This window comes from Polaromonas sp. P3_B1 (genome assembly GCF_056402935.1).
Genome location: NZ_JBFUGK010000037.1, coordinates 16,394 through 38,670 on the forward strand (window position 1 = coordinate 16,394; position 22,277 = coordinate 38,670).

General features: G+C 62.4%; 25 protein-coding genes. 8 read left to right on the forward strand and 17 right to left on the reverse strand.

From position 1 onward, the window contains the following. Window positions 1-149: 149 nt before the first annotated feature. The 4 genes from rho to AC1DXS_RS19305 all read left to right on the forward strand — a co-directional run bounded on the left by rho (window position 150) and on the right by AC1DXS_RS19305 (window position 5,243). Window positions 150-1,412 (forward strand): transcription termination factor Rho, encoded by a 1,263-nt coding sequence (gene rho / locus AC1DXS_RS19290; RefSeq protein WP_477739080.1) that lies wholly within the window; start codon window positions 150-152, stop codon window positions 1,410-1,412. Window positions 1,413-1,656: 244 nt separating this feature from the next. Beyond that, the gene (locus AC1DXS_RS19295) at window positions 1,657-1,914 is read left to right on the forward strand and encodes a type B 50S ribosomal protein L31 (RefSeq protein ID WP_477739081.1); all 258 of its coding nucleotides are present in this window, start codon (window positions 1,657-1,659) and stop codon (window positions 1,912-1,914) included. Window positions 1,915-2,094: 180 nt separating this feature from the next. Beyond that, window positions 2,095-3,876, forward strand: a complete 1,782-nt coding sequence (locus tag AC1DXS_RS19300) for a hypothetical protein (protein WP_477739082.1) — start codon at window positions 2,095-2,097, stop codon at window positions 3,874-3,876. Then, window positions 3,873-5,243: an MATE family efflux transporter gene (locus AC1DXS_RS19305; protein ID WP_477739083.1), complete on the forward strand. Its 1,371-nt coding sequence runs from the start codon at window positions 3,873-3,875 to the stop codon at window positions 5,241-5,243. Before AC1DXS_RS19300 ends, AC1DXS_RS19305 begins: the two co-directional genes overlap by 4 nt. Here the strand turns inward: AC1DXS_RS19305 and phoR are convergent. The 7 genes from phoR to pstS form a co-directional block, all read right to left on the reverse strand. After that, on the reverse strand, window positions 5,240-6,604 hold the full coding sequence (gene phoR / locus AC1DXS_RS19310; RefSeq protein WP_477739084.1) for a phosphate regulon sensor histidine kinase PhoR: 1,365 nt from the start codon (window positions 6,602-6,604) through the stop codon (window positions 5,240-5,242). The two genes, AC1DXS_RS19305 and phoR, sit on opposite strands and share 4 nt — an antisense overlap. Then, complete coding sequence (gene phoB / locus AC1DXS_RS19315) at window positions 6,601-7,326, reverse strand: phosphate regulon transcriptional regulator PhoB (protein ID WP_477739085.1); 726 nt, start codon at window positions 7,324-7,326, stop codon at window positions 6,601-6,603. Before phoB ends, phoR begins: the two co-directional genes overlap by 4 nt. Before the next feature lie 7 nt (window positions 7,327-7,333). Beyond that, the gene (gene phoU, locus AC1DXS_RS19320; RefSeq protein ID WP_413331142.1) at window positions 7,334-8,035 is read right to left on the reverse strand and encodes a phosphate signaling complex protein PhoU; all 702 of its coding nucleotides are present in this window, start codon (window positions 8,033-8,035) and stop codon (window positions 7,334-7,336) included. Between the two features lie 166 nt (window positions 8,036-8,201). Then, window positions 8,202-8,984, reverse strand: coding sequence for a phosphate ABC transporter ATP-binding protein PstB (pstB, locus tag AC1DXS_RS19325; protein ID WP_436154924.1), 783 nt, complete (start codon window positions 8,982-8,984; stop codon window positions 8,202-8,204). Window positions 8,985-8,995: 11 nt separating this feature from the next. Next, complete coding sequence (gene pstA / locus AC1DXS_RS19330; protein ID WP_074574719.1) at window positions 8,996-9,880, reverse strand: phosphate ABC transporter permease PstA; 885 nt, start codon at window positions 9,878-9,880, stop codon at window positions 8,996-8,998. Continuing rightward, window positions 9,877-10,842, reverse strand: coding sequence for a phosphate ABC transporter permease subunit PstC (pstC, locus tag AC1DXS_RS19335; protein ID WP_477739086.1), 966 nt, complete (start codon window positions 10,840-10,842; stop codon window positions 9,877-9,879). Before pstC ends, pstA begins: the two co-directional genes overlap by 4 nt. A gap of 118 nt (window positions 10,843-10,960) precedes the next feature. Then, window positions 10,961-11,968: a phosphate ABC transporter substrate-binding protein PstS gene (pstS, locus tag AC1DXS_RS19340; RefSeq protein WP_477739123.1), complete on the reverse strand. Its 1,008-nt coding sequence runs from the start codon at window positions 11,966-11,968 to the stop codon at window positions 10,961-10,963. A 293-nt stretch (window positions 11,969-12,261) separates the two neighbouring features. On the opposite strand from pstS, the gene AC1DXS_RS19345 reads away from it, so the two are divergent. From AC1DXS_RS19345 to AC1DXS_RS19360, 4 genes are all read left to right on the forward strand, one after another. Continuing rightward, window positions 12,262-12,744 (forward strand): fasciclin domain-containing protein, encoded by a 483-nt coding sequence (locus AC1DXS_RS19345; protein ID WP_477739087.1) that lies wholly within the window; start codon window positions 12,262-12,264, stop codon window positions 12,742-12,744. Between the two features lie 136 nt (window positions 12,745-12,880). Beyond that, window positions 12,881-14,023: an ABC transporter substrate-binding protein gene (locus tag AC1DXS_RS19350; protein WP_477739088.1), complete on the forward strand. Its 1,143-nt coding sequence runs from the start codon at window positions 12,881-12,883 to the stop codon at window positions 14,021-14,023. A 327-nt stretch (window positions 14,024-14,350) separates the two neighbouring features. After that, window positions 14,351-15,850 (forward strand): exopolyphosphatase, encoded by a 1,500-nt coding sequence (gene ppx, locus AC1DXS_RS19355; RefSeq protein WP_477739089.1) that lies wholly within the window; start codon window positions 14,351-14,353, stop codon window positions 15,848-15,850. 124 nt (window positions 15,851-15,974) lie between these two features. Beyond that, complete coding sequence (locus AC1DXS_RS19360) at window positions 15,975-16,427, forward strand: hypothetical protein (protein ID WP_477739090.1); 453 nt, start codon at window positions 15,975-15,977, stop codon at window positions 16,425-16,427. 109 nt (window positions 16,428-16,536) lie between these two features. Here AC1DXS_RS19360 and AC1DXS_RS19365 read toward each other — a convergent pair whose 3' ends face one another. From AC1DXS_RS19365 to AC1DXS_RS19410, 10 genes are all read right to left on the reverse strand, one after another. Beyond that, on the reverse strand, window positions 16,537-17,091 hold the full coding sequence (locus AC1DXS_RS19365) for a hypothetical protein (RefSeq protein WP_477739091.1): 555 nt from the start codon (window positions 17,089-17,091) through the stop codon (window positions 16,537-16,539). Between the two features lie 135 nt (window positions 17,092-17,226). Then, a complete protein-coding gene (locus tag AC1DXS_RS19370) occupies window positions 17,227-17,658 on the reverse strand; it encodes a hypothetical protein (protein WP_477739092.1) in 432 nt (143 codons plus the stop codon). 107 nt (window positions 17,659-17,765) lie between these two features. Continuing rightward, window positions 17,766-18,290, reverse strand: coding sequence for an SLOG cluster 4 domain-containing protein (locus tag AC1DXS_RS19375; protein WP_477739093.1), 525 nt, complete (start codon window positions 18,288-18,290; stop codon window positions 17,766-17,768). Between the two features lie 78 nt (window positions 18,291-18,368). Further along, on the reverse strand, window positions 18,369-18,806 hold the full coding sequence (gene yidD, locus AC1DXS_RS19380; RefSeq protein ID WP_477739094.1) for a membrane protein insertion efficiency factor YidD: 438 nt from the start codon (window positions 18,804-18,806) through the stop codon (window positions 18,369-18,371). A gap of 68 nt (window positions 18,807-18,874) precedes the next feature. Continuing rightward, window positions 18,875-19,414, reverse strand: coding sequence for a GFA family protein (locus AC1DXS_RS19385; RefSeq protein ID WP_477739095.1), 540 nt, complete (start codon window positions 19,412-19,414; stop codon window positions 18,875-18,877). A 259-nt stretch (window positions 19,415-19,673) separates the two neighbouring features. Next, the gene (locus AC1DXS_RS19390; protein WP_477739096.1) at window positions 19,674-20,078 is read right to left on the reverse strand and encodes an iron chaperone; all 405 of its coding nucleotides are present in this window, start codon (window positions 20,076-20,078) and stop codon (window positions 19,674-19,676) included. Between the two features lie 98 nt (window positions 20,079-20,176). Next, the gene (locus AC1DXS_RS19395; RefSeq protein ID WP_477739097.1) at window positions 20,177-20,770 is read right to left on the reverse strand and encodes an immunity protein Imm33 domain-containing protein; all 594 of its coding nucleotides are present in this window, start codon (window positions 20,768-20,770) and stop codon (window positions 20,177-20,179) included. Between the two features lie 110 nt (window positions 20,771-20,880). Then, window positions 20,881-21,300, reverse strand: coding sequence for a hypothetical protein (locus AC1DXS_RS19400; protein WP_477739098.1), 420 nt, complete (start codon window positions 21,298-21,300; stop codon window positions 20,881-20,883). An 89-nt stretch (window positions 21,301-21,389) separates the two neighbouring features. Continuing rightward, window positions 21,390-21,608 carry a hypothetical protein gene (locus AC1DXS_RS19405; protein WP_477739099.1) on the reverse strand — a complete coding sequence of 73 codons (219 nt, stop codon included), beginning with the start codon at window positions 21,606-21,608 and terminating at the stop codon, window positions 21,390-21,392. A 194-nt stretch (window positions 21,609-21,802) separates the two neighbouring features. Next, a complete protein-coding gene (locus AC1DXS_RS19410; protein ID WP_477739100.1) occupies window positions 21,803-22,276 on the reverse strand; it encodes a SixA phosphatase family protein in 474 nt (157 codons plus the stop codon). Window position 22,277 lies beyond the last annotated feature (1 nt).

The following is a 22,277-nucleotide window of genomic DNA, read 5'->3' on the forward strand; positions in this document are numbered from 1 at the left end:
TTTCCGCCTGAATTTCCTGTCATAATGTGTCTTATTCACCGGTCGGCCCTCAGCGCCCGGTTCGAGTTACCGGTTTGTAAGCCACCTTCTGCGGCTTCTTTTCAAACCTCCCCCGTTTTCCATCAATGAACTCCGCAAGGAGTAATTCCATGCACTTAAACGAACTCAAGGCACTGCACGTGTCTGAAGTCCTCAAGCAGGCCGAAGCCCTTGAGATCGAAAACGTCGGCCGCATGCGCAAGCAGGAGCTGATGTTCGCCATCATCAAAAAACGTGCAAAAACCGGCGAGACCATCGTCGCCGACGGCGTGCTGGAAGTGCTGCCCGATGGTTTCGGCTTCCTGCGTGCCCCTGATTCGAGCTACACCGCGTCGACCGACGACATCTACATCAGCCCCAGCCAGATCCGCCGCTTCAACCTGCATACCGGCGACATGATCGAGGGCGAAGTGCGCACCCCCAAGGACGGCGAACGCTACTTCGCGCTGAACAAGCTCGACAAGGTCAATGACGGCCTTCCGGAAGACAACAAGCACAAGGTCATGTTCGAGAACTTGACCCCGCTGTTCCCGCGTGAGCAGTTCAAGCTTGAGCGCGACATCAAGGGCGAAGAAAACCTGACCAGCCGCATCATCGACATCGTCTCGCCTATCGGCAAAGGCCAGCGCGCCCTGCTGGTGGCGCCGCCCAAGTCCGGCAAGACCGTGATGATGCAGAACATCGCTCACGCCATCACCGCCAATTACCCCGACGTGGTCATGATGGTGCTGCTGGTGGACGAACGCCCTGAAGAAGTGACCGAAATGCAGCGCAGCGTGCGCGGCGAGGTAATTTCCTCAACCTTCGACGAACCGGCCGCACGCCACGTGCACGTGGCCGAAATGGTGATCGAACGCGCCAAGCGCCTGGTCGAACTCGGCAAGGACGTGGTCATCCTGCTGGACTCCATCACCCGCCTGGCCCGTGCCTACAACAACGTACTGCCCTCTTCCGGCAAGGTGCTGACCGGCGGCGTGGACGCCAATGCGCTGCAGCGCCCCAAGCGCTTTTTCGGCGCGGCCCGCAAAATCGAGGAAGGCGGCAGCCTGACCATCATCGGTACGGCCCTGGTCGATACCGGCAGCCGCATGGACGAGGTGATCTTTGAGGAATTCAAGGGCACCGGCAACTGCGAAATCCACCTGGACCGCCGCCTCTACGAAAAGCGCGTGTTCCCGGCCATCCACCTCAACCGCAGCGGCACCCGCAAGGAAGAACTGCTGCTCGCGCCCGAAATTCTCCAAAAATCGCGGATTTTGCGCCAATTCATGTACAACATGGACGAAATCGAGTCCATGGAGCTCATGCTCAAGAACATGAAGGCGACTAAAAATAACCACGAATTCTTCGACATGATGCGGCGAGGCGGCTAAAACGTAGCCCCCACGGTCGCTCACTTCGTGTAGCTCACTGCCCCCCGAGGGGGCCGCTGCGCCTGCGGCCCGGCAAAGCCGGTTCCGCGGCCCCGGCTGGGTTGGGATCGGGGCCCTCCGTGGGAAATCTACCATTTTTGGGCTAAAACGGCGCTAAGTGCTTGATTTCATGCCATAATCAGTGGCTTAGCGGAAAGTGCCCAGGACTGGCTTGTGTGGCTCCCGCATCGAACAAGGAAAGATCATGAAAGAAGGCATTCACCCCAATTACCGCGAAGTTTGTTTCCTGGACCTGTCCAACAACTTCAAGTTCGTCACCCGCTCCTGCGTGAACACCAAAGAAATGGTGACCATGGATGACGGCCGCGAACTGCCCCTGTACAAGCTCGATACGTCCAGCGAATCGCACCCCTTCTACACCGGCACGCAAAAATCCGTGGACAACATGGGCGGCCGCGTCGAGAAATTCCGCAACCGCTTCGGCAAGACCGCTGCGAAGTAAGCTGCGAATCCTTTCGCCAGCCTGCAAAAAGCAGCCTGAAATTCAGGCTGCTTTTTTTTCGGCAAAATTTGCCGGGCAACGCCAAACCCCACAATGCGGTTTGACGCAAAATCACCGGTGGCCCGGGATGGCCCGGCGGCATTGCCGGCCCTCCCCCGCATCTTCCCGACCCCAACCGTTTTGAACAAACCTTCACCCGCCATCATTGCCCAGTCCGCCGTGCGCCGCCTGCCCCGGCTTGCGCTGCTGCTGTTCTGCGTGGCCTATGTGCTGCCGGGCTTCCTCGGGCGCGGCCCCTGGAAGAACGAAGATATTGCGGCTTTCGGCGTGATGCGTGAGCTGGCCTCGACCGTGGCCAACTGGCTGCAGCCGCAGTTGCTGGGCCGGGCCACCGAATTTGATGCCCTCGCTCCTTACTGGCTGGGTGCGGTCGCGATCAAATGGCTGCCTTTCCTGGACCCGGCCCTGGCGGTGCGGGTGCCCTTTGTGGGCCTGCTGGTGCTCACCCTGCTGGCCACCTGGTATGCGGTCTATTACCTGGCGCGCAGCCCGCTGGCACAGCCGGTCGCGTTCGCCTTTGGCGGCGAGGCCAGCCCGGTGGACTACGCCCGGGCCATCGCCGACGCCGGCCTGCTGGCGCTGATCGCCAGCCTGGGTCTGGCGCAGCTCTCCCACGAAACCACGCCGGCGCTGGCGCAATTGGGTTTCACGGCCCTGGCCTTTTACGCCATGGCGGCCAGCCCGTACCGCCGCGCCACCAAAATCCTGGGGCCGGCCTTCGGCCTGTTGATCGGCCTGGCCGGCCTGACCCTGAGCGGCGCTCCCACACTGGCGCTGCTGCTGGGCGTCGGCGGCGCGCTGGTGGAGTGGATGCATATGCACTGGGGCGCCGACCCGGCGGACCCCGCGGCCAGGCAGCAGTCCTGGCACTGGGTGCTGCTGATCACCACCATCACGCTGGGTGTCGCGTTGCTGGCTTACAGCCTGGATCTCTGGCGCTGGCGCATCCACCTGCCCGGCACCGACGAGGCCTCGGCCTGGAAAGACTGGCGCAGCCTGGGGCGCCTGCTGCTGTGGTTCACCTGGCCGGCCTGGCCGCTGGCGATGTGGACGCTTTACCGCTGGCGCCGGCAACTGGCCAGCCGCCACGTTGCGCTGCCGCTGTGGTTCGCCGCCATGGCCGTGGCCGCCACGCTGACCACCACCGCCTCCGACCGCAGCCTGCTGCTGAGCCTTCCGCCGCTGGCCGCGTTGGCAGCCTTCGCGCTGCCCACGCTCAAGCGCAGCGTGGCCTCGCTGATCGACTGGTTCACGCTGCTGTTTTTTACCGGCTGCGGCATCATCATCTGGGTGGTCTGGATCGCCATGCAGACCGGCGTGCCGCGCCAGCCCGCCGCCAACGTGGCCAAGCTCGCCCCCGGCTTCGAACCCAGCTTTTCCTGGCTGGCTTTTCTTTTTGCGCTGGCCGCCAGCCTGGCCTGGGCCTGGCTGGTCAAATGGCGGGCCGGCGCACAGCGCGCAGCCGTCTGGAAGTCGCTGGTGCTGCCGGCCGGTGGCGCCACTTTATGCTGGCTGCTGCTGATGACGCTGTGGCTGCCGCTGCTCGACTACGCGCGCAGCTTCGCGCCCATGTCGCGGCAAATCGCCAGCCTGGTGGACAAAAACGCCTGCGTCGAAATCTACGGCATAGGCAGCGCCCAGGCCGCCGCCCTGCAATACCACGGCCAGCTTGAGCTGCGCCAGGCCGGCGCGCAGGCCAGCTGCCCCTACCTGATCGTCGACATCGAAGCGCAGCCCAGGCTCAGCAGCAGGGTCAACCTGCCCGACTGGGCCTTCCAGGCGACAGTACGCAGGCCCACGGACAAAACCGAGAACGTGCTGCTCTATAAACGGGTCAGCGTCGATACCCCCGCTAACCCGCCCACCCCTTCCCGCCGCGCCAGCGGCAAGACCCGGCCTTGAGCGAACTCAAGGTCATCAGCCGGCACGCGGGCACGGTGCTGGTCGGGCAGTTGGCCGTCATGGCCTTCGGCGTGGCCGACACCGTGATCGCGGGCCGCTACAGCGACGAGGCGCTGGCCGCGCTGTCGGTGGGTTCGGCCCTTTATGTCAGCGTGTATGTCGGGCTGATCGGCATCGTGCAGGCACTGCTGCCCATCTGGTCCGAGATGCTGGGCGCGCGGCGCCACGAGGCGGTGGGCGCATCCCTGCGGCAGAGCATGTACCTTTGCTGCTTCATCGTGGCGGTGGGCATGGCGGCGATGCTGTTCCCCGGCCCGCTGCTGCGCTGGGCCCAGGTGCCTGAGCTGATGCGGAACGAGGTGCAACACTACCTCGCGGTGCTGGCCTTTGCGTTTGCGCCCTCGCTGCTGTTTCGCATCTACAGCACTTTTAACCAATCGCTGGGCAAGCCGCTGCTGGTCACCTGGCTGCAAGTCGGCGCGCTGCTGGTCAAGATTCCGCTGTCCATCTGGCTGGTGGCCGGCGGCGCCGGTGTGGAGCCCATGGGCGCCGTGGGCTGCGCATGGGCCACGCTGATCGTCAACTACCTGCTGCTGGTGCTGGCCTTCCTGATGCTGCGCACACAGCCGATGTACATCCCTTACCGCATCTGGCAACGCATGGAAAAGCCCGACTGGTCGCAGATCGGCAACTTCGCGCGCCTGGGCATCCCGGGCGGCTTGGCCTACCTGGTGGAGGTGACCTCGTTCACGCTGATGGCCCTTTTTATCGCCCGCCTGGGCACGGTCGCCTCGGCCAGCCACCAGATCGCCTCTAGCGTGGCGGCCGTGCTTTACATGATGCCGCTGTCGATGGCGATTGCCTGCAGCGCGCGCGTGTCCTTCTGGATGGGCGCCGGCCGGCCGGACTATGCCAAACGCGTGGTGCTGCTCGGGCTCAAGGTCACCGGGCTGGCGGCGGTCACTCTGGCGGCTTTTGTGTCTCTGGCCGGGCCCCTGCTGGCGCGTTGGTACTCGAGCAGCCCTGAAATCATCACGCTGGCATCCTCGCTCCTGGTGTGGGTGGCCTTCTACCATGTCGCCGACGCCACCCAGGCCCTGACGGCGTTTTTGTTGCGTTGCTACCGGATCACCATTGCGCCCCTGGCGCTCTATGGCGTGCTCCTTTGGGGCCTGGGCTTGCTGGGCGGCTACCGCCTGGCCTATGAGGGCATCGCGGGCCATGCGGCCACGCAATCGGCGGCCAGCTTCTGGGCGGCCAGCACGGTGGCCATCGCCTTGGTGGCGGCCTGCTTCCTGGGCCTGCTGTGGCACGCCGTCAGGCGCAGCCTGCGGCCGCCGCTTGCACCCGAAGCCCGGGCTGCTTAGGCGGCCTGAGCGAGTTGAACCCGGCGCACGCGCGAGGCCGGAAAGACAATGGAAAAGCAGGAGCCCTGACCCGGCTCGCTCTCGATATGCAGTTCGGCGCCATGGCGCTGGGCCACGTGCTTGACGATGGCCAGGCCCAGTCCGGTGCCGCCGGTTTCACGTGAACGGCTGCGATCTATGCGATAAAAGCGCTCCGTCAGGCGTGGCAGGTGTTCAGGCGCGATGCCGGGGCCGGTGTCCTTGACCTTGAACTCACCGCGGCCGTCTTCCAGCAGCTTCCAGCTCACGCGAACCAGGCCGCCTTCGGGCGTGTAGCGCACCGCGTTGGTCACGAGATTGGACATGGCGCTGTAAAGCTCGGTCTGCACACCGGCGATTTCAGAGACCGGGCCGGACTCGAACTCCAACCGGTGCCCGTGCGGCGCGATCACCGCCGACAAGGCCCTGGCCTCCTGCTCGCACTGGGCCAGCAGCGCACCCAGCGTCATCCAGTCGTTAGCGCTTGGGAAAGGGCTGCCCTCAAGACGCGACAAGGTCAGCAAGTCACTGACCAGGGTCTGCATGCGCTGCGACTGCTGCGACATCAATGCCAGGTAGCGGGCACGCTCGGGCTCCTTCAACGGCAGGGTTTGCAGGGTTTCAATAAAGCCGGACAGCACGGTCAGCGGCGTGCGGATTTCATGCGACACATTGGCCACGAAATCGCGGCGCATGGCTTCGGCCAGTTCCACCGCCGTGATGTCGCGCGACAGCAGCAGTTTGCGGTCCTTTCCGTAGGAGTGCACGTGCACCGAGAGCTTCACCGGGCGCGCCGGCGTGCTGGAACTGCCCGGAATGACCACGTCGTGCGCGAAGTTGCCCGTCGCCATGTAGGCCTTGAAGGCCGGGTCGCGCACCAGGTTGGCGATGTGCTGCATCACGTCGCGCTGGGCATCGAAGCCGAAATGCTGGCTGGCCATCTGGTTGCACCATTCGATGCGCCCTTGCGCGTCGAGCAGCACCACACCGCTCGGGGAAGCCTGCATGGCCGCCAGAAATTCGTCGAGCCTGGCCTGGCTTTCCTGGTATTGCTGGTCGCGGTTCTTGAGCAGCCGACGGGTGCGGTCGGTGACCTCGCCCCAAACGCCGGGCAGGCTGGGCGCGCTGCCGGCCATCACGGCGGGCGTGTCGTTGTTCTGCTCGGCCCGCAGCCAGCGCAGCAGGCGATTGATAAAGAGGCTGTCGATCACCAGCCAGACCATGGCGGCCACCGCCAGGCCTATGCCCAGGCCGAAACTCAGGCCGTTGACGGTGCGCGCCCAAAAGCCCAAACCGCCGCCCACAAGCATGCAGGCGGCGAAAATAATCCACCGGTTGATCATGCGCTGGATTGTGCCGCAGCGACCGGGTTGTTGGCGGCCATCGCCGTCAGCCGGTAACCCGCGCCGCGCACGGTTTCCACCATGGTGCCCGCCGAGCCCAGGGCTTCGCGCAGCCGTTTGACGTGGACGTCGACGGTGCGCTCTTCAATAAAGACGTGGTCGCCCCATACCTTGTCGAGCAGCGAGCTGCGGCTGTGCACGCGTTCTGCATGCTTCATCAGGTAGTGAAGCAGCTTGAACTCAGTCGGGCCCAGCTTGAGCTCCTGGCCCAGGTGGGAAATGCGGTGGGTGGCGGCGTCCAGCACCAGGCCGCCCACCGTTACGCTGTCGTTCACCGACTCGGGCGCGCGGCGGCGCAGCACGGCGCGTATGCGCGCCAGCAGTTCCTGGGTGGAAAACGGCTTGGTGATGTAGTCGTCGGCGCCGGCATCCAGCCCGGCGACCTTGTCGGGTTCGTCGCCGCGCGCCGTCAGCATCAGGATGGGAATGCTTTTGGTGCGCGCCTGCTTGCGCCAGTGGCGCGCCAGCGCCAGGCCGCTTTGGCCCGGCAGCATCCAGTCGAGCAGGATGGCATCGGGCAGCACGGCATCGAGTTCGCGCTGGGCCGACACACTGTCTTCCGCCACCACGGGATCAAAGCCGCCATGCCGCAGGTTGACGGCAATCAACTCGGCGATGGCCGGCTCGTCTTCAACAATCAGTATGCGTGGCAGGTGTTTCATTCCGTCTTTACTTTACTGCAGACTCGATCTGTTCCATCGGCGTGTGCCGCACGTCGGCACCCTTGACGATGTAAATGATGAATTCCGCGATGTTCTTGGCGTGATCGCCCACGCGCTCTATGGCCTTGGCCACAAACAGCAGGTCCAGGCTGGGCGAAATCGTGCGCGGGTCTTCCATCATGTAAGTGATGAGCTTGCGCACAAAACCGTCGAATTCCTGGTCGATCTGGTCGTCTTCCTTGAGGATGGAGACCGCCACCGCGGTGTCCAGCCGGGCAAAAGCGTCCAGCGCCTTGCGCAGCAGGCCGGAGGCAAGTTCGGCCGCGATGCGCAGGTCTGACGAAGGCAGGGCCCGGGCCGATCCACTCTCGATGATGGACTTGACCATGCGCGCGATCTTCTCGGCTTCGTCGCCGGCGCGCTCCAGGTTGGCCGTGGTCTTGGAAATGGCGATCAGCAGGCGCAGGTCGCGGGCCGTGGGCTGGCGCCGCGCGATGATGGAAGACAGCTCGCGGTCGATGTCGATTTCCATCGCGTTGACGCGCGCTTCGGTTTCGATGACCTGGTTGGCGCTCTCAGCGCTGAATTGCGACAAGGCATAAATAGCGAGACGGATCTGCGACTCGACCAGGCCGCCGAGTTCCATGACGCGCGAAGAAACGCCGTTGAGTTCGCTGTCAAACTGGGTCGATAGGTGTTTATCAGGCATGTTGTTCCCTTTGATTATTCGCCGTTGCAGTCGAGGCCGCAACGCATGAAGCACTGAGTACGAGACCAGCGGGCGCCGCGCAACCGGCTTTGCCGGGCCGCAAGCGCCGTCCCCCTGAGGGGGATTCCGGCTACACGCAGTGAGCCGAGACAGGGGGCAATCTGCTTCATCCGAAACGGCCGGTGATGTAGTCTTCGGTTTCTTTGCGTTTCGGCTTGAAGAACAGGTCTTCCGTCGCGCCGAATTCAACGAGGTCGCCCAGGTACATATACGCCGTGTAATCGCTGCAGCGGGCGGCTTGCTGCATGTTGTGCGTCACGATGACCACCGTGTAGTCGTTCTTCAACTCGGCGATCAGCTCTTCCACTTTGGCGGTGGAGATGGGGTCCAGCGCCGAGCAGGGCTCGTCCAGCAGCAGCACTTCAGGCTTGATGGCGATGCCGCGGGCAATGCACAGGCGCTGCTGCTGACCGCCCGAGAGGCTGGAGCCGCTCTGGTTGAGCTTGTCCTTGACTTCGGTCCACAGCGCGGCCTTGCGCAAAGCCCATTCGACGCGCTCATCCATGTCGGAGGCGTTGAGGTTTTCGAACAACTTCACGCCGAAAGCGATGTTGTCGTAGATCGACATCGGGAAAGGCGTCGGCTTCTGGAACACCATGCCGACCTTGGCGCGGATCAGGGCGACGTCCTGCTTGCTGGTCAGCAGGTTCTCGCCATCGAGTGCGATCGTGCCCTCGGCGCGCTGCTCCGGATAGAGTTCGAACATGCGGTTGAAGGTGCGCAGCAACGTCGACTTGCCGCAGCCCGAGGGCCCGATGAAGGCCGTGACCTTGTTCTCGGGGATGTCGAGGTTGATGCTCTTGAGGGCGTGGAACTTGCCGTAGTAGAAGTTCAGGTCCTTCACCGCGATCTTGGCGCGGGGCGCCTGGGTGGCAACTGTTGCAACCATTTGATTTCCCTTTAATTCTTGCTCCGCGTCAAAATGCGCGCGAAGATGTTAAGTGCCAACACGGCGACAGTGATCAGGAACACACCAGCCCAGGCGAGCTTCTGCAGGTTCGGATCGATGTTCATCGCGAATTTGAAAATCGTGACGGGCAGGCTGGCCATGGGCGACGTCAGGTCGGAGGACCAGAACTGGTTGTTCAAGGCGGTGAAAAGCAGTGGAGCGGTTTCACCGGCAATGCGGGCGACCGCCAGCAACACGCCTGTCACCACACCGGCACGCGCCGCACGCAAGGTGATTGCCAGGATGACTTTCCACTTGGGCGTGCCCAGCGCGTAAGCCGCTTCCCGCAAACCGGGAGGCACCAGTTGCAACATGTTCTCGGTGGTACGAATGACGACGGGGATGGTGATCAGGGACAAAGCCAGCGCACCGGCAAGGCCGGAGTAACTCTGGAACCGCGCCACCACGAGGGCATAGACGAACAGGCCGATCACAATCGATGGCGCCGACAGCAGGATGTCGTTCACAAACCGGACCACGGACGACAGCCAGCCGCGCGGGTTGTATTCCGCCAGGTAAATGCCGGCCATGATGCCGATCGGTGTCCCGATAAAGGTGGCAATGCCCACCATCACCAGCGAACCCGCGATGGCATTGAGCAAGCCGCCCTCATCGCCGGGTGCGGGCGTCATTTGCGTGAAGATGGACAGCGACAGACCGCTCACGCCAAGGCGCAGCGTTTCCCAGAGAATCCAGACAAGCCAGAACACACCGAAGGCCATCGCCGCAAATGACAGCGCCAGGGCGATCTTGTTCACGCGGTCGCGGGCCGCAAACCTGGCCTGGCGCGTTTCGGCCAGCGTCTTGGCATCCAGCAGGGCTTTACCAGTACTCATGATTTTTTCCCTTCGCTCTTCTTCATGCGGCTAAGCAACAGCTTGGACAGCGTGAGCACCACAAAGGTAATGAAAAACAGCACCAGTGCGAGGTACAAAAGCGCCGCCCTGTGCATGTCGCTGCTGGCTTCCGCGAACTCGTTTGCAAGGACGGACGTGATGCTGTTGGCCGCCTCGAACACCGAGAGCGAGGCAAGCTGGTTGGCGTTGCCGATCACAAAAGTGACAGCCATCGTCTCGCCCAGCGCACGGCCCAGACCCAGCATGATTCCGCCGATAACGCCGGCCTTGGTATAGGGCAGCACGACCTTGCCGACCACTTCCCAGGTCGTCGCACCCAGCCCATAGGCGGACTCTTTCAACAGCGGCGGCGTCACCTCGAACACGTCCCGCATCACCGAGGCGATGAAGGGAATGATCATGATCGCCAGGATGATGCCGGCAGACAGGATGCCGATGCCCACCGGCGGGCCGGAGACCAGGGAGCCCAGGTAAGGCACGCCCTTGAGCATGCCCTGCAGCGGCTGCTGCACATAGGTGGCCAGAATCGGGCCGAAGACCAGCAGGCCCCACATGCCGTAGACGATGGAAGGCACCGCCGCCAGCAGCTCGATGGCCGTGCCCAGCGGGCGCTTGAGCCAGGCCGGCGACAACTCGGTCAGGAACAGGGCGATCCCAAAACTCACCGGGACGGCGATGACCAGCGCAATGAGAGAGGTCGCCAGCGTCCCGTAGATCATCACCAGGCCGCCGTACTCGTTCTTGACCGGATCCCATACGCTGCTGGTCAGGAAGCCGAGCCCGTATTTGCTGATCGCCGGCCATGCGCCGACGAGCAGCGAGATCAGGATGCCAAACAGCAGACCCAGGGTCAGGAGCGCCGCTCCCTGGGCAGCCCAGCCAAAGAGCCGGTCTGCCAGCGGGCTTCTGCGCACTGGGTTGTGGGGGGGTGGTGTAGCCATGTCGCGTCCGGACGATTTGACCGGGTAGTCAAAATCGGCCCGGTTCGCGGGAAGTGTAGAGGACACGTTGGAAAACCCCTATGTTCTGGACAATATGGGCAGCAATGGAATTGCCGTCTTATTTGTACGCAACGGCTTTGCCGGAGGTGTCCTTGATGTCAGCCCAGGACTTTTCGATCAGCACCTTGACGCTTGCGGGCATGGGCACATAGTCCAGGTCGGCTGCGGTCTTGTCGCCGCCCTTGTAGACCCACTCGAAGAACTTCAAGGCTGCCGCGGCCTGGGCGGGCTTGTCCTGGCTCTTTTGCATCATGATGTAGGTGGCGGTCGTGATGGGCCACGAATCCTTGCCTGGCTTGTTGTTCAGGATCTGGTAGAAGGTCTTGGTCCAGTCGGCTCCCGCGGCTGCCGCCTTGAAGGTGTCGTCGTCGGGAGAGACGAAGCTGCCGCTCAGGTTTTGCATCTGCACGTAGGTCATCTTGTTCTGCTTGACGTAGGCGTACTCGAGATAACCGATGGAGTTGGGCAGGCGGCCGACGAACGCGGCGACGCCTTCATTGCCCTTGCCACCTGCGCCTACCGGCCAGTTCACCGCGGTGCCTTCACCGACCTTGGCTTTCCATTCGGCGTTGACCTGGCTCAGGTAGTTGGTGAATGCAAAGCTGGTGCCGGAACCATCGGCGCGGCGAACCGGTGCGATGGCGGCGTCAGGCAGGGCCAGGCCGGGGTTCAACGCCTTGATGGCCGCATCGTTCCAGTTGGTGATCTTGCCCAGGTAGATGTCACCCAGCAGCTGGCCGTTGAGCTTCATCTGGCCGGGGGCGATGCCCTTGATGTTGACCACGGGCACCACGCCGCCAATCACGGTGGGGAACTGCACCAGGTTTTTGGCCTTGAGTTCTTCGTCCTTCAGGGGCGCATCGGAAGCACCGAAGTCCACGGTCTTGGCTTCGATCTGCTTGATGCCGGCGCCGGAGCCGACGGACTGGTAATTGATCTTGACGCCGGTGGCCTTGTTGTAATCGGCAGCCCATTTGGAATACAGGGGAGCCGGGAAGCTGGCGCCGGCGCCGGTCACGTCCTGGGCGGTGGCCAGGGTTGCAAAAGAGGCGAAGGCGAGGCCCATCGCGGCCGTCAGGGATGCTTTGTAAGTCAGGTTCATCAGAATACCTCTGGTTGGTAAATAGTTGGGAACGGTTAGAAGCGGTTGGAAAACGGTTAGAAACAGTTGGGATTGATCAGGACTGCATCAGGTGATGCGTCGACTGTAGGAATCTTCTGTGACAAGCTTGTGACAAATATGACAGTGCCCTAAGCCACCTCCATCCCTCTCGGCGTCACAAAACCTTTAAATTTCCGTCACGAATCTGTCACCGGCGGCTCCTACGCTTGGCCCTGTTCTTAATCAGGAGAAATTCCATGCTGAACCGCCGTTTTCTGGTCATTGCCGCTGCCGTCGCCGCCCTCACCGGCTGCGCCACCTCCTCCACCCCGGTGTCCGTGGCCGACACCATCGCTTCCCAGTCCCAGCTGAGCACGCTCAACGACCTGGTGGCCAAGGCCGGCCTGACCGACACGCTCAAGAGCGCCGGCCCCTATACCGTGTTCGCCCCCACCAACGACGCCTTTGCCAAAGTGCCCGCCAAGACCATGGACGAACTGGCCAAGGACCCGGCCAAACTCAAGGCCGTGCTGAATTACCACCTGATTCCCGGCAAGGTCATGGCCGCCGACGTCAAAAATGGCAACAGCAAAACCGTCAACGGCGCCAATGTGGCCCTGTCCAAGGCCGGCGAATTCGTCATCGTCGAGGACGCCATGGTGCAGACCGCAGACATCTCCGCCACCAACGGCGTGGTGCATGTGGTGGACGCCGTCTTGATCCCGCCAGTCCGCAAATAACCCTTCCGCCAAGGCCGCGCGCCTTGCCTCCGCTTTTGCCCGCTTCAGGCCCCTGTTTTCCCCGGAAAGCAGGGGCCTTCACAGTTTCGCCGTACCTCGTCTGACATCTGACGGCGACAAACACCAGGAATTCACCATGCTCCCGCCCAATCCCCTCCTCCCCCGCCGCCGCCTGTTGCAGCACGCCGGCCTGCTGGCGGCCGGCGTTGCCGCGCCCGCATGGGCGCAGCCTGGAAAATCCGCATCGCGCAGCCTCGCCGTGGCACAGGTGGTGGATTTTTCCCAGTCGCAACAGGATGTCTCCAAGGACTTCCTGATCGGCTCGCGCGCCGCCTGGCAAGACATCAATGCCAAAGGCGGCATTCGCGGGCGCCGCATCGAGCACCTGACGCTGGAAACCGACGGCACGCCGGCCGGCCTCAAGGCCGCTCTCGATTCCGTCAGGGACAACCCCGCCTGCGTGGCCCTTTCCGGCAGCGTCGGTGACCTTGTCGCGAGCCAGCTCGTGGATCTTTCCCACAAGGGCGGGCTGCCGATGGCGCACGTGGCGCCCTGGCTGCAGAACTCCAGTCTCGAGATTGACGACAAGACCTTCCCGATCTTTGCGGCGCGCCAGGAACAAATGGCCTACGCGCTCAAAAGCCTCTCCACCATGGGCCTCAAGGAACTGGGCGCGATCTACGCCACGGCACAGGATTACAGCGCCTACCATGCCGACGTGGAACGCATCGCCGCAGCCCTGCAGCTCAAGTTGCTGCCCTTCAAGGGCGCGGGCGACCTGCGCGCCCTGGGCCAAAAGCTCACACCCCGCACGCCCGCCGTGCTGCTCTTTGTGGGCGGCACACCCGAGTTGGCCGAATTCACCCAGGGCCTGGAAAAGCAGTCCCGCCAGCGCTACATCGTGGCCCTGGCGGACGTCAACCTGACGACCATGCTGCAAATGGGCGCGGCGCGCAACACCCCGGTGATCGCCACCCAGCCCGTGCCCCTGGTCAACGCCAGCCTGCCGATTGTCCGGACCTACCGCGAAACCCTGGCGCGCCTCTTCGACGAGCCGCCCGCCGCCCTGAGCCTGGCCGGGTTTATCGCCGCGCGCTACACCTATGAGGTGCTCAATGAGGTGGACGGTCCCTTGAACCGCCTGAATGTGCTGGGGGCCTTCCAGCGCCGCGGCGCCATGAACATGGGCGGCTTCAGCGTGAGCTTCAACCCCCAGCGCCGCAGCAGCACCTACGTCACCCAGAGCATGATGACGGTCGACGGCCGGCTCATCGGTTAGGCCGAAATGCTGATGCAGGTCCCACGCGATAGCTATGCCCAGCCCTTAGAACCTATTTACGATTTATTGGGGGCCGCGTTGGGGTGCAATCGGGAAGAGTTGGGGGCCCAGGGCCCGCCGCATGGGCTCATGCCCATGCAAGGGACTGGGGAGCCAAATCACCCGATTTCACCCCAACCCGGAGGGCAGGAGCCTTTTCGGGCGGTCTGCGGCGTTGCGGCGCTAGCCAATAGCGGGCTATTGGCGGCGCACCGCGCCTTGCATCCCATCCCGAAAAGATTCCTGCGCGACCCCCAATAAATCGTAAATAGGTTCTTAAACTCAGGCATGCAAAATGGAACGCTGCTCGCGGCTGTGGACCTGGGGTCCAACAGCTTTCGCCTCGAAATCGGCCGCTTTGACCATGGCCGCATACACCGGACCGAATACCTCAAGGAAACCGTCCGCCAGGGCAACGGGCTGGATGCCGACCGCAACCTGACGCCGGATGCCATGCAGCGCGGCTGGGACTGTCTGGCGCGCTTCGGCGAGCGCCTGGCGGGCTTCAAGAAATACCAGGTGCGCGCGGTCGCCACCCAGACCCTGCGCGAAGCGCGCAACCGCGAGGAATTCCTCGCACGCGCCCACAAAATCCTCGGCTTTCCCATCGACGTCATTCCCGGCCGCGAGGAAGCCCGCCTGATCTACCAGGGCGTGGCGCATTTGCTGCCGCAATCCGACGAACGCCGGCTGGTGGTCGACATAGGCGGCCGCTCCACCGAGATGATCCTCGGCAAAGGCCTGGACGCGCGCACCATGGAGTCCTACCGCGTCGGCAGCGTGGCATGGTCGATGAAGTATTTCCCCGAGGGGCAGTTCACCGCGCGCGCCTTCACGAGCGCCGAGGTGGCCGCCAAGGCGGTGCTCGACGAGGCCGTCAATGCCTACCGCGCCGAGGCCTGGGACACGGCCTATGGTTCCTCCGGCACCATAGGCGCCGTCAGCGACGTGCTGACAGCTGCAGGCTGGCCCGCCGGCCAGGTCACGCGCGAGGGCCTCGACTGGCTGCTGGACAGGCTGCTCAAGGCCCAAAGCGCCGACCGCCTGAAGCTCGACGGCATGAAGGACGACAGGCGCGCCGTCATAGGCGGCGGCGTCAGCGTGCTGCGCGCGGTGTTCGACCTGCTCGGCATCTCGCATATGGAGGCTGCCCAGGGTGCCCTGCGCCACGGTGTGCTCTACGACCTGCTGGACCGCGAACACGACCTGACCGACCTGCGCTCCACCACGGTACAGCGCCTGGCCAATAAATTCAGTGCCGACCCGGTGCAGGCCCAGCGCGTGAGCAAGGTGGCGCGCCACCTGTTCGCGATGGCGGGCGCCGGCATGCCCGCCGCCGATTCCGCACGTTTCCAGCGCAAGCTCGAATGGGCCGCGCAGCTGCATGAAATCGGCAGCCAGATCTCGCACAGCGACTACCACAAGCACGGCGCCTACATCCTGGACAACGCCGACGCGCCGGGTTTTGCCCTGCCTGAGCTGCACCGCATCAGCCTGCTGGTGCTGGGCCACCGCGGCAAGCTGCGCAAGCTCGAAATCGATTTCGAGGACCGGGTGTTCATCCAGCAGTTGCTGTGCCTGCGCCTGGCCGTCATTCTGTGCCACGCGCGCCGCGACCCCGACCTCAAAGGCCTGCAGCTCGAATGCGGCGACCAGCCTGGCCGGATTTTTGTGCTGAACTGCCGCGCCGGCTGGGCGCAGGCCTTCCCGCAATCGGCCCACCTGCTGCAGGAAGAAGTGCTGGCCTGGCAAAAGACGCCGTGGACGCTGGTCGTTCCGAGCGCCTGATCCGTCCCTTGCCGCCCCGCCCCTCATGCGCCTGGGCGCCGCCGGGGGCAGCTTGACCGTTTTCGAATAAACCGTATAAACTGTATATACGGTTTATTCGACCGCACCCAAAAAGGATCAATCCATGGCTACCAGCAAAAAAGCAACTGCGAAACCCGCCGCCCCGGCAACGCCCAAGGCTCCCGTGAAACCTGCCGCCAAGCCCGCCCCGAAAAAGGCGTCCAGCCCCAAGGCCCCTGCCGGCAAAGGCACGGTTAAAAAAGCCATCGTGAAAAAGACCGGCGCCAAGAAGCCTGCCGCCAAGCCCCAGGCAAGCGCCAAACCTGTGAAGGCAGCCAAGCCCGAGAAAACCAAAAAGCCAAAACTGGTGCGCGACAGCTTCACCATTCCCAAGGCCGAATACGTGGTGCTCGACGAGCTCAAGCAACGCGCCGCCAGGCTGACCCGCCCCGCCAAGAAAAGCGAATTGCTGCGCGCCGGCATCAAGCTGCTGGCCGGCCTTTCCGATGCCGCTTTCCTGACGGCACTGGAGCAGGTTCCGGCGATCAAGACCGGCCGGCCTACGCTCGGCAGCTAAAACTACACAGAGGCAGGCTCCGGCACTCGCAAGAGTGCCGGACTACCCGGCCAATCTATCGGTCAGGTCCTTCCTCTTGAGGGGGAATCCGTCCAGGAAGAGTCAGGCCTCAGCTCATCTTCAGACATGGATGCTCAGCAACTTCCTCAATGGTCCGTTCTTCAATCTTGCGCGACTTGCTCATGCCGAGCTTTGTTCCGGTCGAATTCACAACACAATCGACTTTCCACGTGTTGTCCTCGAGCCGCATCAGGTAGCCAAAGAAGTCGACCATTTCTTCGCCATTGGACTTCCAACGCTTTTGGTAGAAGAGCCGCCCGACGCTTGCCCGTCCTTCGGCCTTCACAAAATCAAAGCCATCCAGGCTTGTCGAGTACTTTGATACCCGTTGCAACGCGGCGCCAGCTTCGTTCTCGGGAGTCCCAGCTTTACGCAGGTTCCCAAGTGTCTCATCAAGAGCGGCCTTTGACCTGAACTTTCTATAGGACGTGAGGCTTCCCGCCCGTTCCGCTTCGAGCATGCCTTTGTAGGCGGCCTCGGCCTGAACCACGAACTGGTTTGATTTTTGAGTCGTATTTGCAGCGGCTGCAGGCTGGCCAAACGCATTGCCCAGTGCACAGCCAAGGGCTGCAAGCGTCAGAACCTGTCGAATATTGTTTCTCACGTGACTCCGCCTGTTAAGGCCTAAGGTTGAAGGTGACCGGCTGCGGGAATGCGCAGAATGGAGGGAACGCAAAAGCGCAGCTATTCGGGAAGTTCGGTTCCACGTTGAGCGACAAGTTATGCGCCGGGACTCTCATCATCTGCCCACACACTCCACCATCACCCAAACATACTCACCGCTGCGAGGGCCTACAACCTGAGGCCTCTTGGTTCGAGCAACGCGCGAGGGGCAGAAGTTTCGAGCCACAACTTCTTTTTCGGCGAACAGGGCAAGTTCCGCTTTGATGTTCTCCGGACCCACGCGCTTCATCAACTCAAGGTATTGCCTGTTACCGACCTTAACCCGGAAGGCGTCGGCATTGGCTGCTTCGGCCGGCAGCCAGCCAAACGCGAAATTCGGAATTGGCGCCGCGGGTGGAGGAACATAGCGCTCAGGTTCCACGATCACAAAATCTGTATTCGACGGCGGCGAGGCGCAGCCAGACAAGGCTTGGACCAGCAGAGCGAAGGCCAGGAACGTAGCCGATGCGGATAGCCTAAGACGCATAACGTTTGAGGTGAAAGTCACGAGGGAGGGGTTGGGCAACGTTTGAGCAGCGCTCCCTGGCTTGCGGCTTTGCATTCAGCACAAGGCGGGCTCGCACGCAGCCGGAAGGCGTTTCTTTAAAAGACAAGTCAAGCCACACTCTTGACCAATCCAAGACTGCGCAGGTTTTCCTGCAACTCGGCGATGGTGCTCCAGGGCAGGATCGGGGAGTTCGCCCGCTCATCGGGAGGATTGGACGGCAGTTCGTCAGACCAGCCGCCGCAGCCGACCAGCGGAAGCAGGGGCCGCTTGTGCAGCCAGGCCAGGTGCACCTCGGATTTGGTCCCTGCACGGCCACCGATGACGATGCAGGCATCGCCGGCAAGGGCCATCAGCAGATTGCGCGCGTCCCCCATGCCGCAGGGCAGCACCACCGTGGCGGGCCAATCCGGCGCGGGCATCTGGTCTGGGGGCACGATGCTGAGTACCAGGCCGTTTGCCTGAATGGCGCGCTCGGCGGCAACCCTGGTTGCGGGGCTGCCGCAGCCGCTCACAACGGTAATGCCCAGTTTGGCCAGCGCTTCACCCGCCTGGCCGGCAAGTTCATAGGCACGGGAACCGGGCTCGGCGCTGCCGAGTACACAGACCTGGGGCTTTCGATAAGAAGCGTTCATTGTGGGGATGAGTTTACGGCCAGACGCAGGACATGAAGGGCTGTTGACAAGACAGAATGGACTGGGGCCTGTGAGACTTCAAATCCGGTTTACCTTCCGGCCTCCGGTGTTCGGCGGGATATACACGTATTTCTCACCCTCTTGACTCTTCCGGCTACGACTCGGCCAGTCGCAGCCCCCACCATCGCAGCAACCAGCGAAATCACCCGGCGAAAGGCATCCGTCCACGCCGGGAAGATCACAGGGCAAATCACAGCCAATATCGCAGAAGCCTTGCTGCGAGTGAAGGAACCGGTTGGTCGGCTTCGCGTGGCGCCTGTGAGCAACACCGCACAAATAAGTGCGGCGCCTGAGAACCGCGAAACCCATTAAAACGCCATATCTACGCACGGCCCTGAAACCCAGAGCCGAGCAGCTCTTGTGCCCCGTGTGCACACGATACGCGCAGCAAAAGCCTTTGTACGGAGACAGGTAGGTCTGGTAGCCGGTTATCGCGGCAAGAACAAGTTTGCGCATACGGCTAAACCCCAAGGTTTGACGCGGGCCTCTGATCAGTTGTCGGCAGGGGCATCGCGAGGCAAGGCTCAGGCATCACGCTTCTGCGCAGCCTGGTAGGCATCAATAAGCGGAAGCAACACCTCTCGCCTCGCCGGGCTTTCTGCAGGCCAGTAGAGCTCCCGGTCGTAGTACTCTTCCATCGCTGGCGAGTTCTCCGGCAGGGTTACCCACGGCTGCTTTGAGGCGGTGAAGATATGTATATCCGGCGGCAGAAGGTCCGGATTGTCCAAAGTGCCAACGCGCACGAACTTGATCAACGGCCCCGCACTGGCATAGTTGCTCCACACCGCGACCCGGCATGCAGGGCAACGGGCGATCAACTGGCCACGCCCACTCGCCGTAGGCGTGTTGACAAGCTCTGGTGACTGAGCAAGCTGTGTCACCCGGTCACCTTCGATCATCGCGTTGAGCGCGAACGACGAGCCGGATTCCCGCTGGCACCAGCGGCAGTGACAGCAATGAACAAAAAGCGGCCGGCTCTCCAGCCGGTACCTCACCTGACGGCAGCTGCATCCGCCTTCAATCGGGTAGGTCACCGCATTGGCCATCGCGGGCTGTTGATTCATTCTTGAACAAGCCCAACCCTGGCCCGCCTCCATTCGTTCCACGCGTCCTCCGCGACGATGTCGGAATATCCACGCTTAGCCGCCAGCATCGCCGCCTGGGATGCAGGTATGGCCATGCACGCTGCAGCGTCTCGAAGAGCAAGGACCTCAGCCTCGGTCAAAGGCGCTCCCTTCTTCCGCTCAGCATTCAGCAATATCGCAACGAGCGCCGGGATAAACACCAGGCACAGGGGGTCCGAGTCAGCAGAGGGTGATTGGCTCATGCCGCATTTTGTTTCATGACTTTAATGCTCGCCTTCACCAGTTTTTTCACCAACGCCTTTGGTATCGGCTCATCCACCGGGAAACTGACAATCGCCTTGGTCTTGGTATAGGCCTCAATTTCTTTGCTGTGGTCTTCGAGCACCGGTGGGCGCACATGGAGGCGGACAAATGGCTTCTTGTAACTAAACCAGGCAAACATCCCGTTGTAGTCGTAGCCTTCATAGTAGTAGCCCGGCATCTGAAAATAACTGACCGTTTCTGAACTGCCGGGAGAAGCGCTTTGAATAGCGTCGCGAATGTCCTCCAGTTGGGGGCGTACCTCTTGAGGGCTGGCTTTGATGTACTCGTCAACGCCGCCAGGTACGACGACCTTCGTTGCGCTACTGGATTTCTTTGCCATAACTCGTCTCCAGGTGTGGTTGTGCGTCATTACGTTTGAGATGAGGGGCGGCCGACAGCAGGCGAAGCCTGGTGTTGGACTGCCTCTCGATCGACCGGTTAGACATCTCTCGGCCAAACCTTCTCATTGCTGGTGTTCACCACCGCAGCAAGATCGGCGCCGTCATAGAGGACCAACCAACCGGCAGGCAGAACCAGCGGTGCCAACAACTCGGGCCGCGCTGCGACAAGTTCATATGCCCAAATTGCTTCAAGGTCTTGCATTCCCGGAGGGCCTGCCTCCCCTCTTGGCCCAAAGTACCAACCTGAATCTCCCCTTGATGGTACGGAACGCTCGCCATACAGCGCCTCCGCATTCAAGCAGCCTTTTCGGAGAACGACCTTGTCATCGAAGCGTGTGGGCAACGCCGCTTCCTGCCCAAGCTTCATGAACTCAGACTGCACAAGAATCGCCTTCAGAGAGGCGGTCACGTCGAAGCGCGTTTCTGACTTTGCGTTCCCATCAAAGTTCGGTTCGTGGACGAGCAGCACATCGCCTTCGGCTATGAGCCTGAGGAGGGTCCAGCCGAGTTCAATCGTCGTGCCGTCGCCAAGGTCAGGAATTGCTGCAATTGTTTCGCTCAACCATCTTCCCTGCGCTGAGAACATGTCATCGCACTTGAGCTGAAAGTTCGGGCCATGAATGATGGTCACGATAGCTGCCTAGCGTAGAAGTGACCGAGCCACCAGCCTTTTCGGCGAAACCACCTTCTGTTGCGGGTCGGTGTCGATCGACATGCTGTTGCGGCTGCTTGTGGTGCGGCCTACACGGATGCCCTGCCGCGGCGCACAAGATGGATGCCACCGACAGCGAGCAAAGCACCAAAGCCAATCACCCACGTCCACGCATAAGCCCACTGCCAGCCAAGTGACGACAGGCCGAGCATGAGGGCACTGACGACAAACGCTATCTGGCCGCGAGGACGCTCACGAACCACAAAAGGAGTGGCGCAATAGAGGCACAAATTGCCCAAAGCCGCGCCCAGGAACGCGATGAAGCTGACGGCGCCGGTTCTAGTCAGCTCGAAATATGCGGGCGCGTAGCTACACGTCGCAAGAAATTGAAGCAGGACCAATGCGCCAAAAGCGTACCGCGCTGCCCTCAGTCGGGATGCGTGTAGCTCGGGTGCTTCGATATCGGCCACGGGCGAGCCAGGCGGAGAGTATGGATTGGGTTCGTTCATGGGCATTCAGAAAGGATGCGGTTTGGCTTGAGCAGTGCCATCAGGTGTCCGTTTGAAGAAGGGATCAGGCGCTACCGACGATGCGAATCTCAGCTTGCCGCGGGCACGCGCATGGCGAAGAGGATACACAAGCCGAAGGCGATCTCGCCAAGGCCGACGAGGATCGCAGGAAGCCCTTCAACGACACGATGTTTGTCGCTATCTTCATGCCATGTGAATTTGGCTTCCCGGCGCAGGACACTCTTCACGCCCGAGGCGATGAATGCGAGGCCGAACAGCAGGATGGCGATTTTTAAAAACAGTGCCATGGGACCCTAACGTAATGTGTGGCGCGGAATCCGAAGGTTCAGTACTTGCACTATAGCCTTGGCATCCAAAAAACCGGGCTGTACCGGGTCCGTTTTTGTCCGCTGGCATGGCCGCAACGGCCACATGACGCATCCGCGCGACAGGGACGCACACGCAATAGCCGCTTTCCTCGCGATACCGGCCACACCCTAGCTCAAAGCACCTCAGGCGACTGCACCGTCACCACCACCGTCTGGTTGTGGCCTTCACGGTCGCGGCTGCGCAGCCACCAGAGCGCGCCCTTCTTGACGGGGCAATCGCTGGCCTGAAGGCCCAGCAGTTGCGCGATGGTTTCGCCGAGGATGGGCTGGTGGCCCACCACCAGGATGGGCGACTTGGCCGAGGGCCACTGCACCAGTTCCAGCAGCTGCGCGGCCGTGGCGTCGGGGGCCAGTTCGTTCCTGATCTTGTACTTTCGGCCCAGAGCGAGTGCGGTCTGCTCGCAGCGGCGCGCCGGGCTCACAAAAATGCGCGCGCCTTCGGGCAGCTGGCGGTCCAGCCAGTTGGCCATGCGGGCGGCCTGCTTCTCGCCGCGTGACGTGAGCGAACGCTCCAGGTCGCTGCCTCCTTGTGGATCACCTTCTGGCCAGTCTTCTGCCTCCGCATGACGCCACAAGATGAGGTCCATG

Excerpts from the sequence above, each read along its gene's own strand:
- rho (WP_477739080.1), top strand. The coding sequence starts at position 150 with ATGCACTTAAACGAACTCAAGGCACTGCACGTGTCTGAAGTCCTCAAG.
- AC1DXS_RS19295 (WP_477739081.1), top strand. The coding sequence starts at position 1,657 with ATGAAAGAAGGCATTCACCCCAATTACCGCGAAGTTTGTTTCCTGGAC.
- phoR (WP_477739084.1), bottom strand. The coding sequence starts at position 6,604 with ATGATCAACCGGTGGATTATTTTCGCCGCCTGCATGCTTGTGGGCGGC.
- phoB (WP_477739085.1), bottom strand. The coding sequence starts at position 7,326 with ATGAAACACCTGCCACGCATACTGATTGTTGAAGACGAGCCGGCCATC.
- phoU (WP_413331142.1), bottom strand. The coding sequence starts at position 8,035 with ATGCCTGATAAACACCTATCGACCCAGTTTGACAGCGAACTCAACGGC.
- pstB (WP_436154924.1), bottom strand. The coding sequence starts at position 8,984 with ATGGTTGCAACAGTTGCCACCCAGGCGCCCCGCGCCAAGATCGCGGTG.
- pstA (WP_074574719.1), bottom strand. The coding sequence starts at position 9,880 with ATGAGTACTGGTAAAGCCCTGCTGGATGCCAAGACGCTGGCCGAAACG.
- pstC (WP_477739086.1), bottom strand. The coding sequence starts at position 10,842 with ATGGCTACACCACCCCCCCACAACCCAGTGCGCAGAAGCCCGCTGGCA.
- pstS (WP_477739123.1), bottom strand. The coding sequence starts at position 11,968 with ATGGGCCTCGCCTTCGCCTCTTTTGCAACCCTGGCCACCGCCCAGGAC.
- AC1DXS_RS19345 (WP_477739087.1), top strand. The coding sequence starts at position 12,262 with ATGCTGAACCGCCGTTTTCTGGTCATTGCCGCTGCCGTCGCCGCCCTC.
- AC1DXS_RS19350 (WP_477739088.1), top strand. The coding sequence starts at position 12,881 with ATGCTCCCGCCCAATCCCCTCCTCCCCCGCCGCCGCCTGTTGCAGCAC.
- ppx (WP_477739089.1), top strand. The coding sequence starts at position 14,351 with ATGCAAAATGGAACGCTGCTCGCGGCTGTGGACCTGGGGTCCAACAGC.
- AC1DXS_RS19360 (WP_477739090.1), top strand. The coding sequence starts at position 15,975 with ATGGCTACCAGCAAAAAAGCAACTGCGAAACCCGCCGCCCCGGCAACG.
- AC1DXS_RS19375 (WP_477739093.1), bottom strand. The coding sequence starts at position 18,290 with ATGAACGCTTCTTATCGAAAGCCCCAGGTCTGTGTACTCGGCAGCGCC.
- yidD (WP_477739094.1), bottom strand. The coding sequence starts at position 18,806 with ATGCGCAAACTTGTTCTTGCCGCGATAACCGGCTACCAGACCTACCTG.
- AC1DXS_RS19385 (WP_477739095.1), bottom strand. The coding sequence starts at position 19,414 with ATGAATCAACAGCCCGCGATGGCCAATGCGGTGACCTACCCGATTGAA.
- AC1DXS_RS19390 (WP_477739096.1), bottom strand. The coding sequence starts at position 20,078 with ATGGCAAAGAAATCCAGTAGCGCAACGAAGGTCGTCGTACCTGGCGGC.
- AC1DXS_RS19400 (WP_477739098.1), bottom strand. The coding sequence starts at position 21,300 with ATGAACGAACCCAATCCATACTCTCCGCCTGGCTCGCCCGTGGCCGAT.
- AC1DXS_RS19405 (WP_477739099.1), bottom strand. The coding sequence starts at position 21,608 with ATGGCACTGTTTTTAAAAATCGCCATCCTGCTGTTCGGCCTCGCATTC.
- AC1DXS_RS19410 (WP_477739100.1), bottom strand. The coding sequence starts at position 22,276 with ATGGACCTCATCTTGTGGCGTCATGCGGAGGCAGAAGACTGGCCAGAA.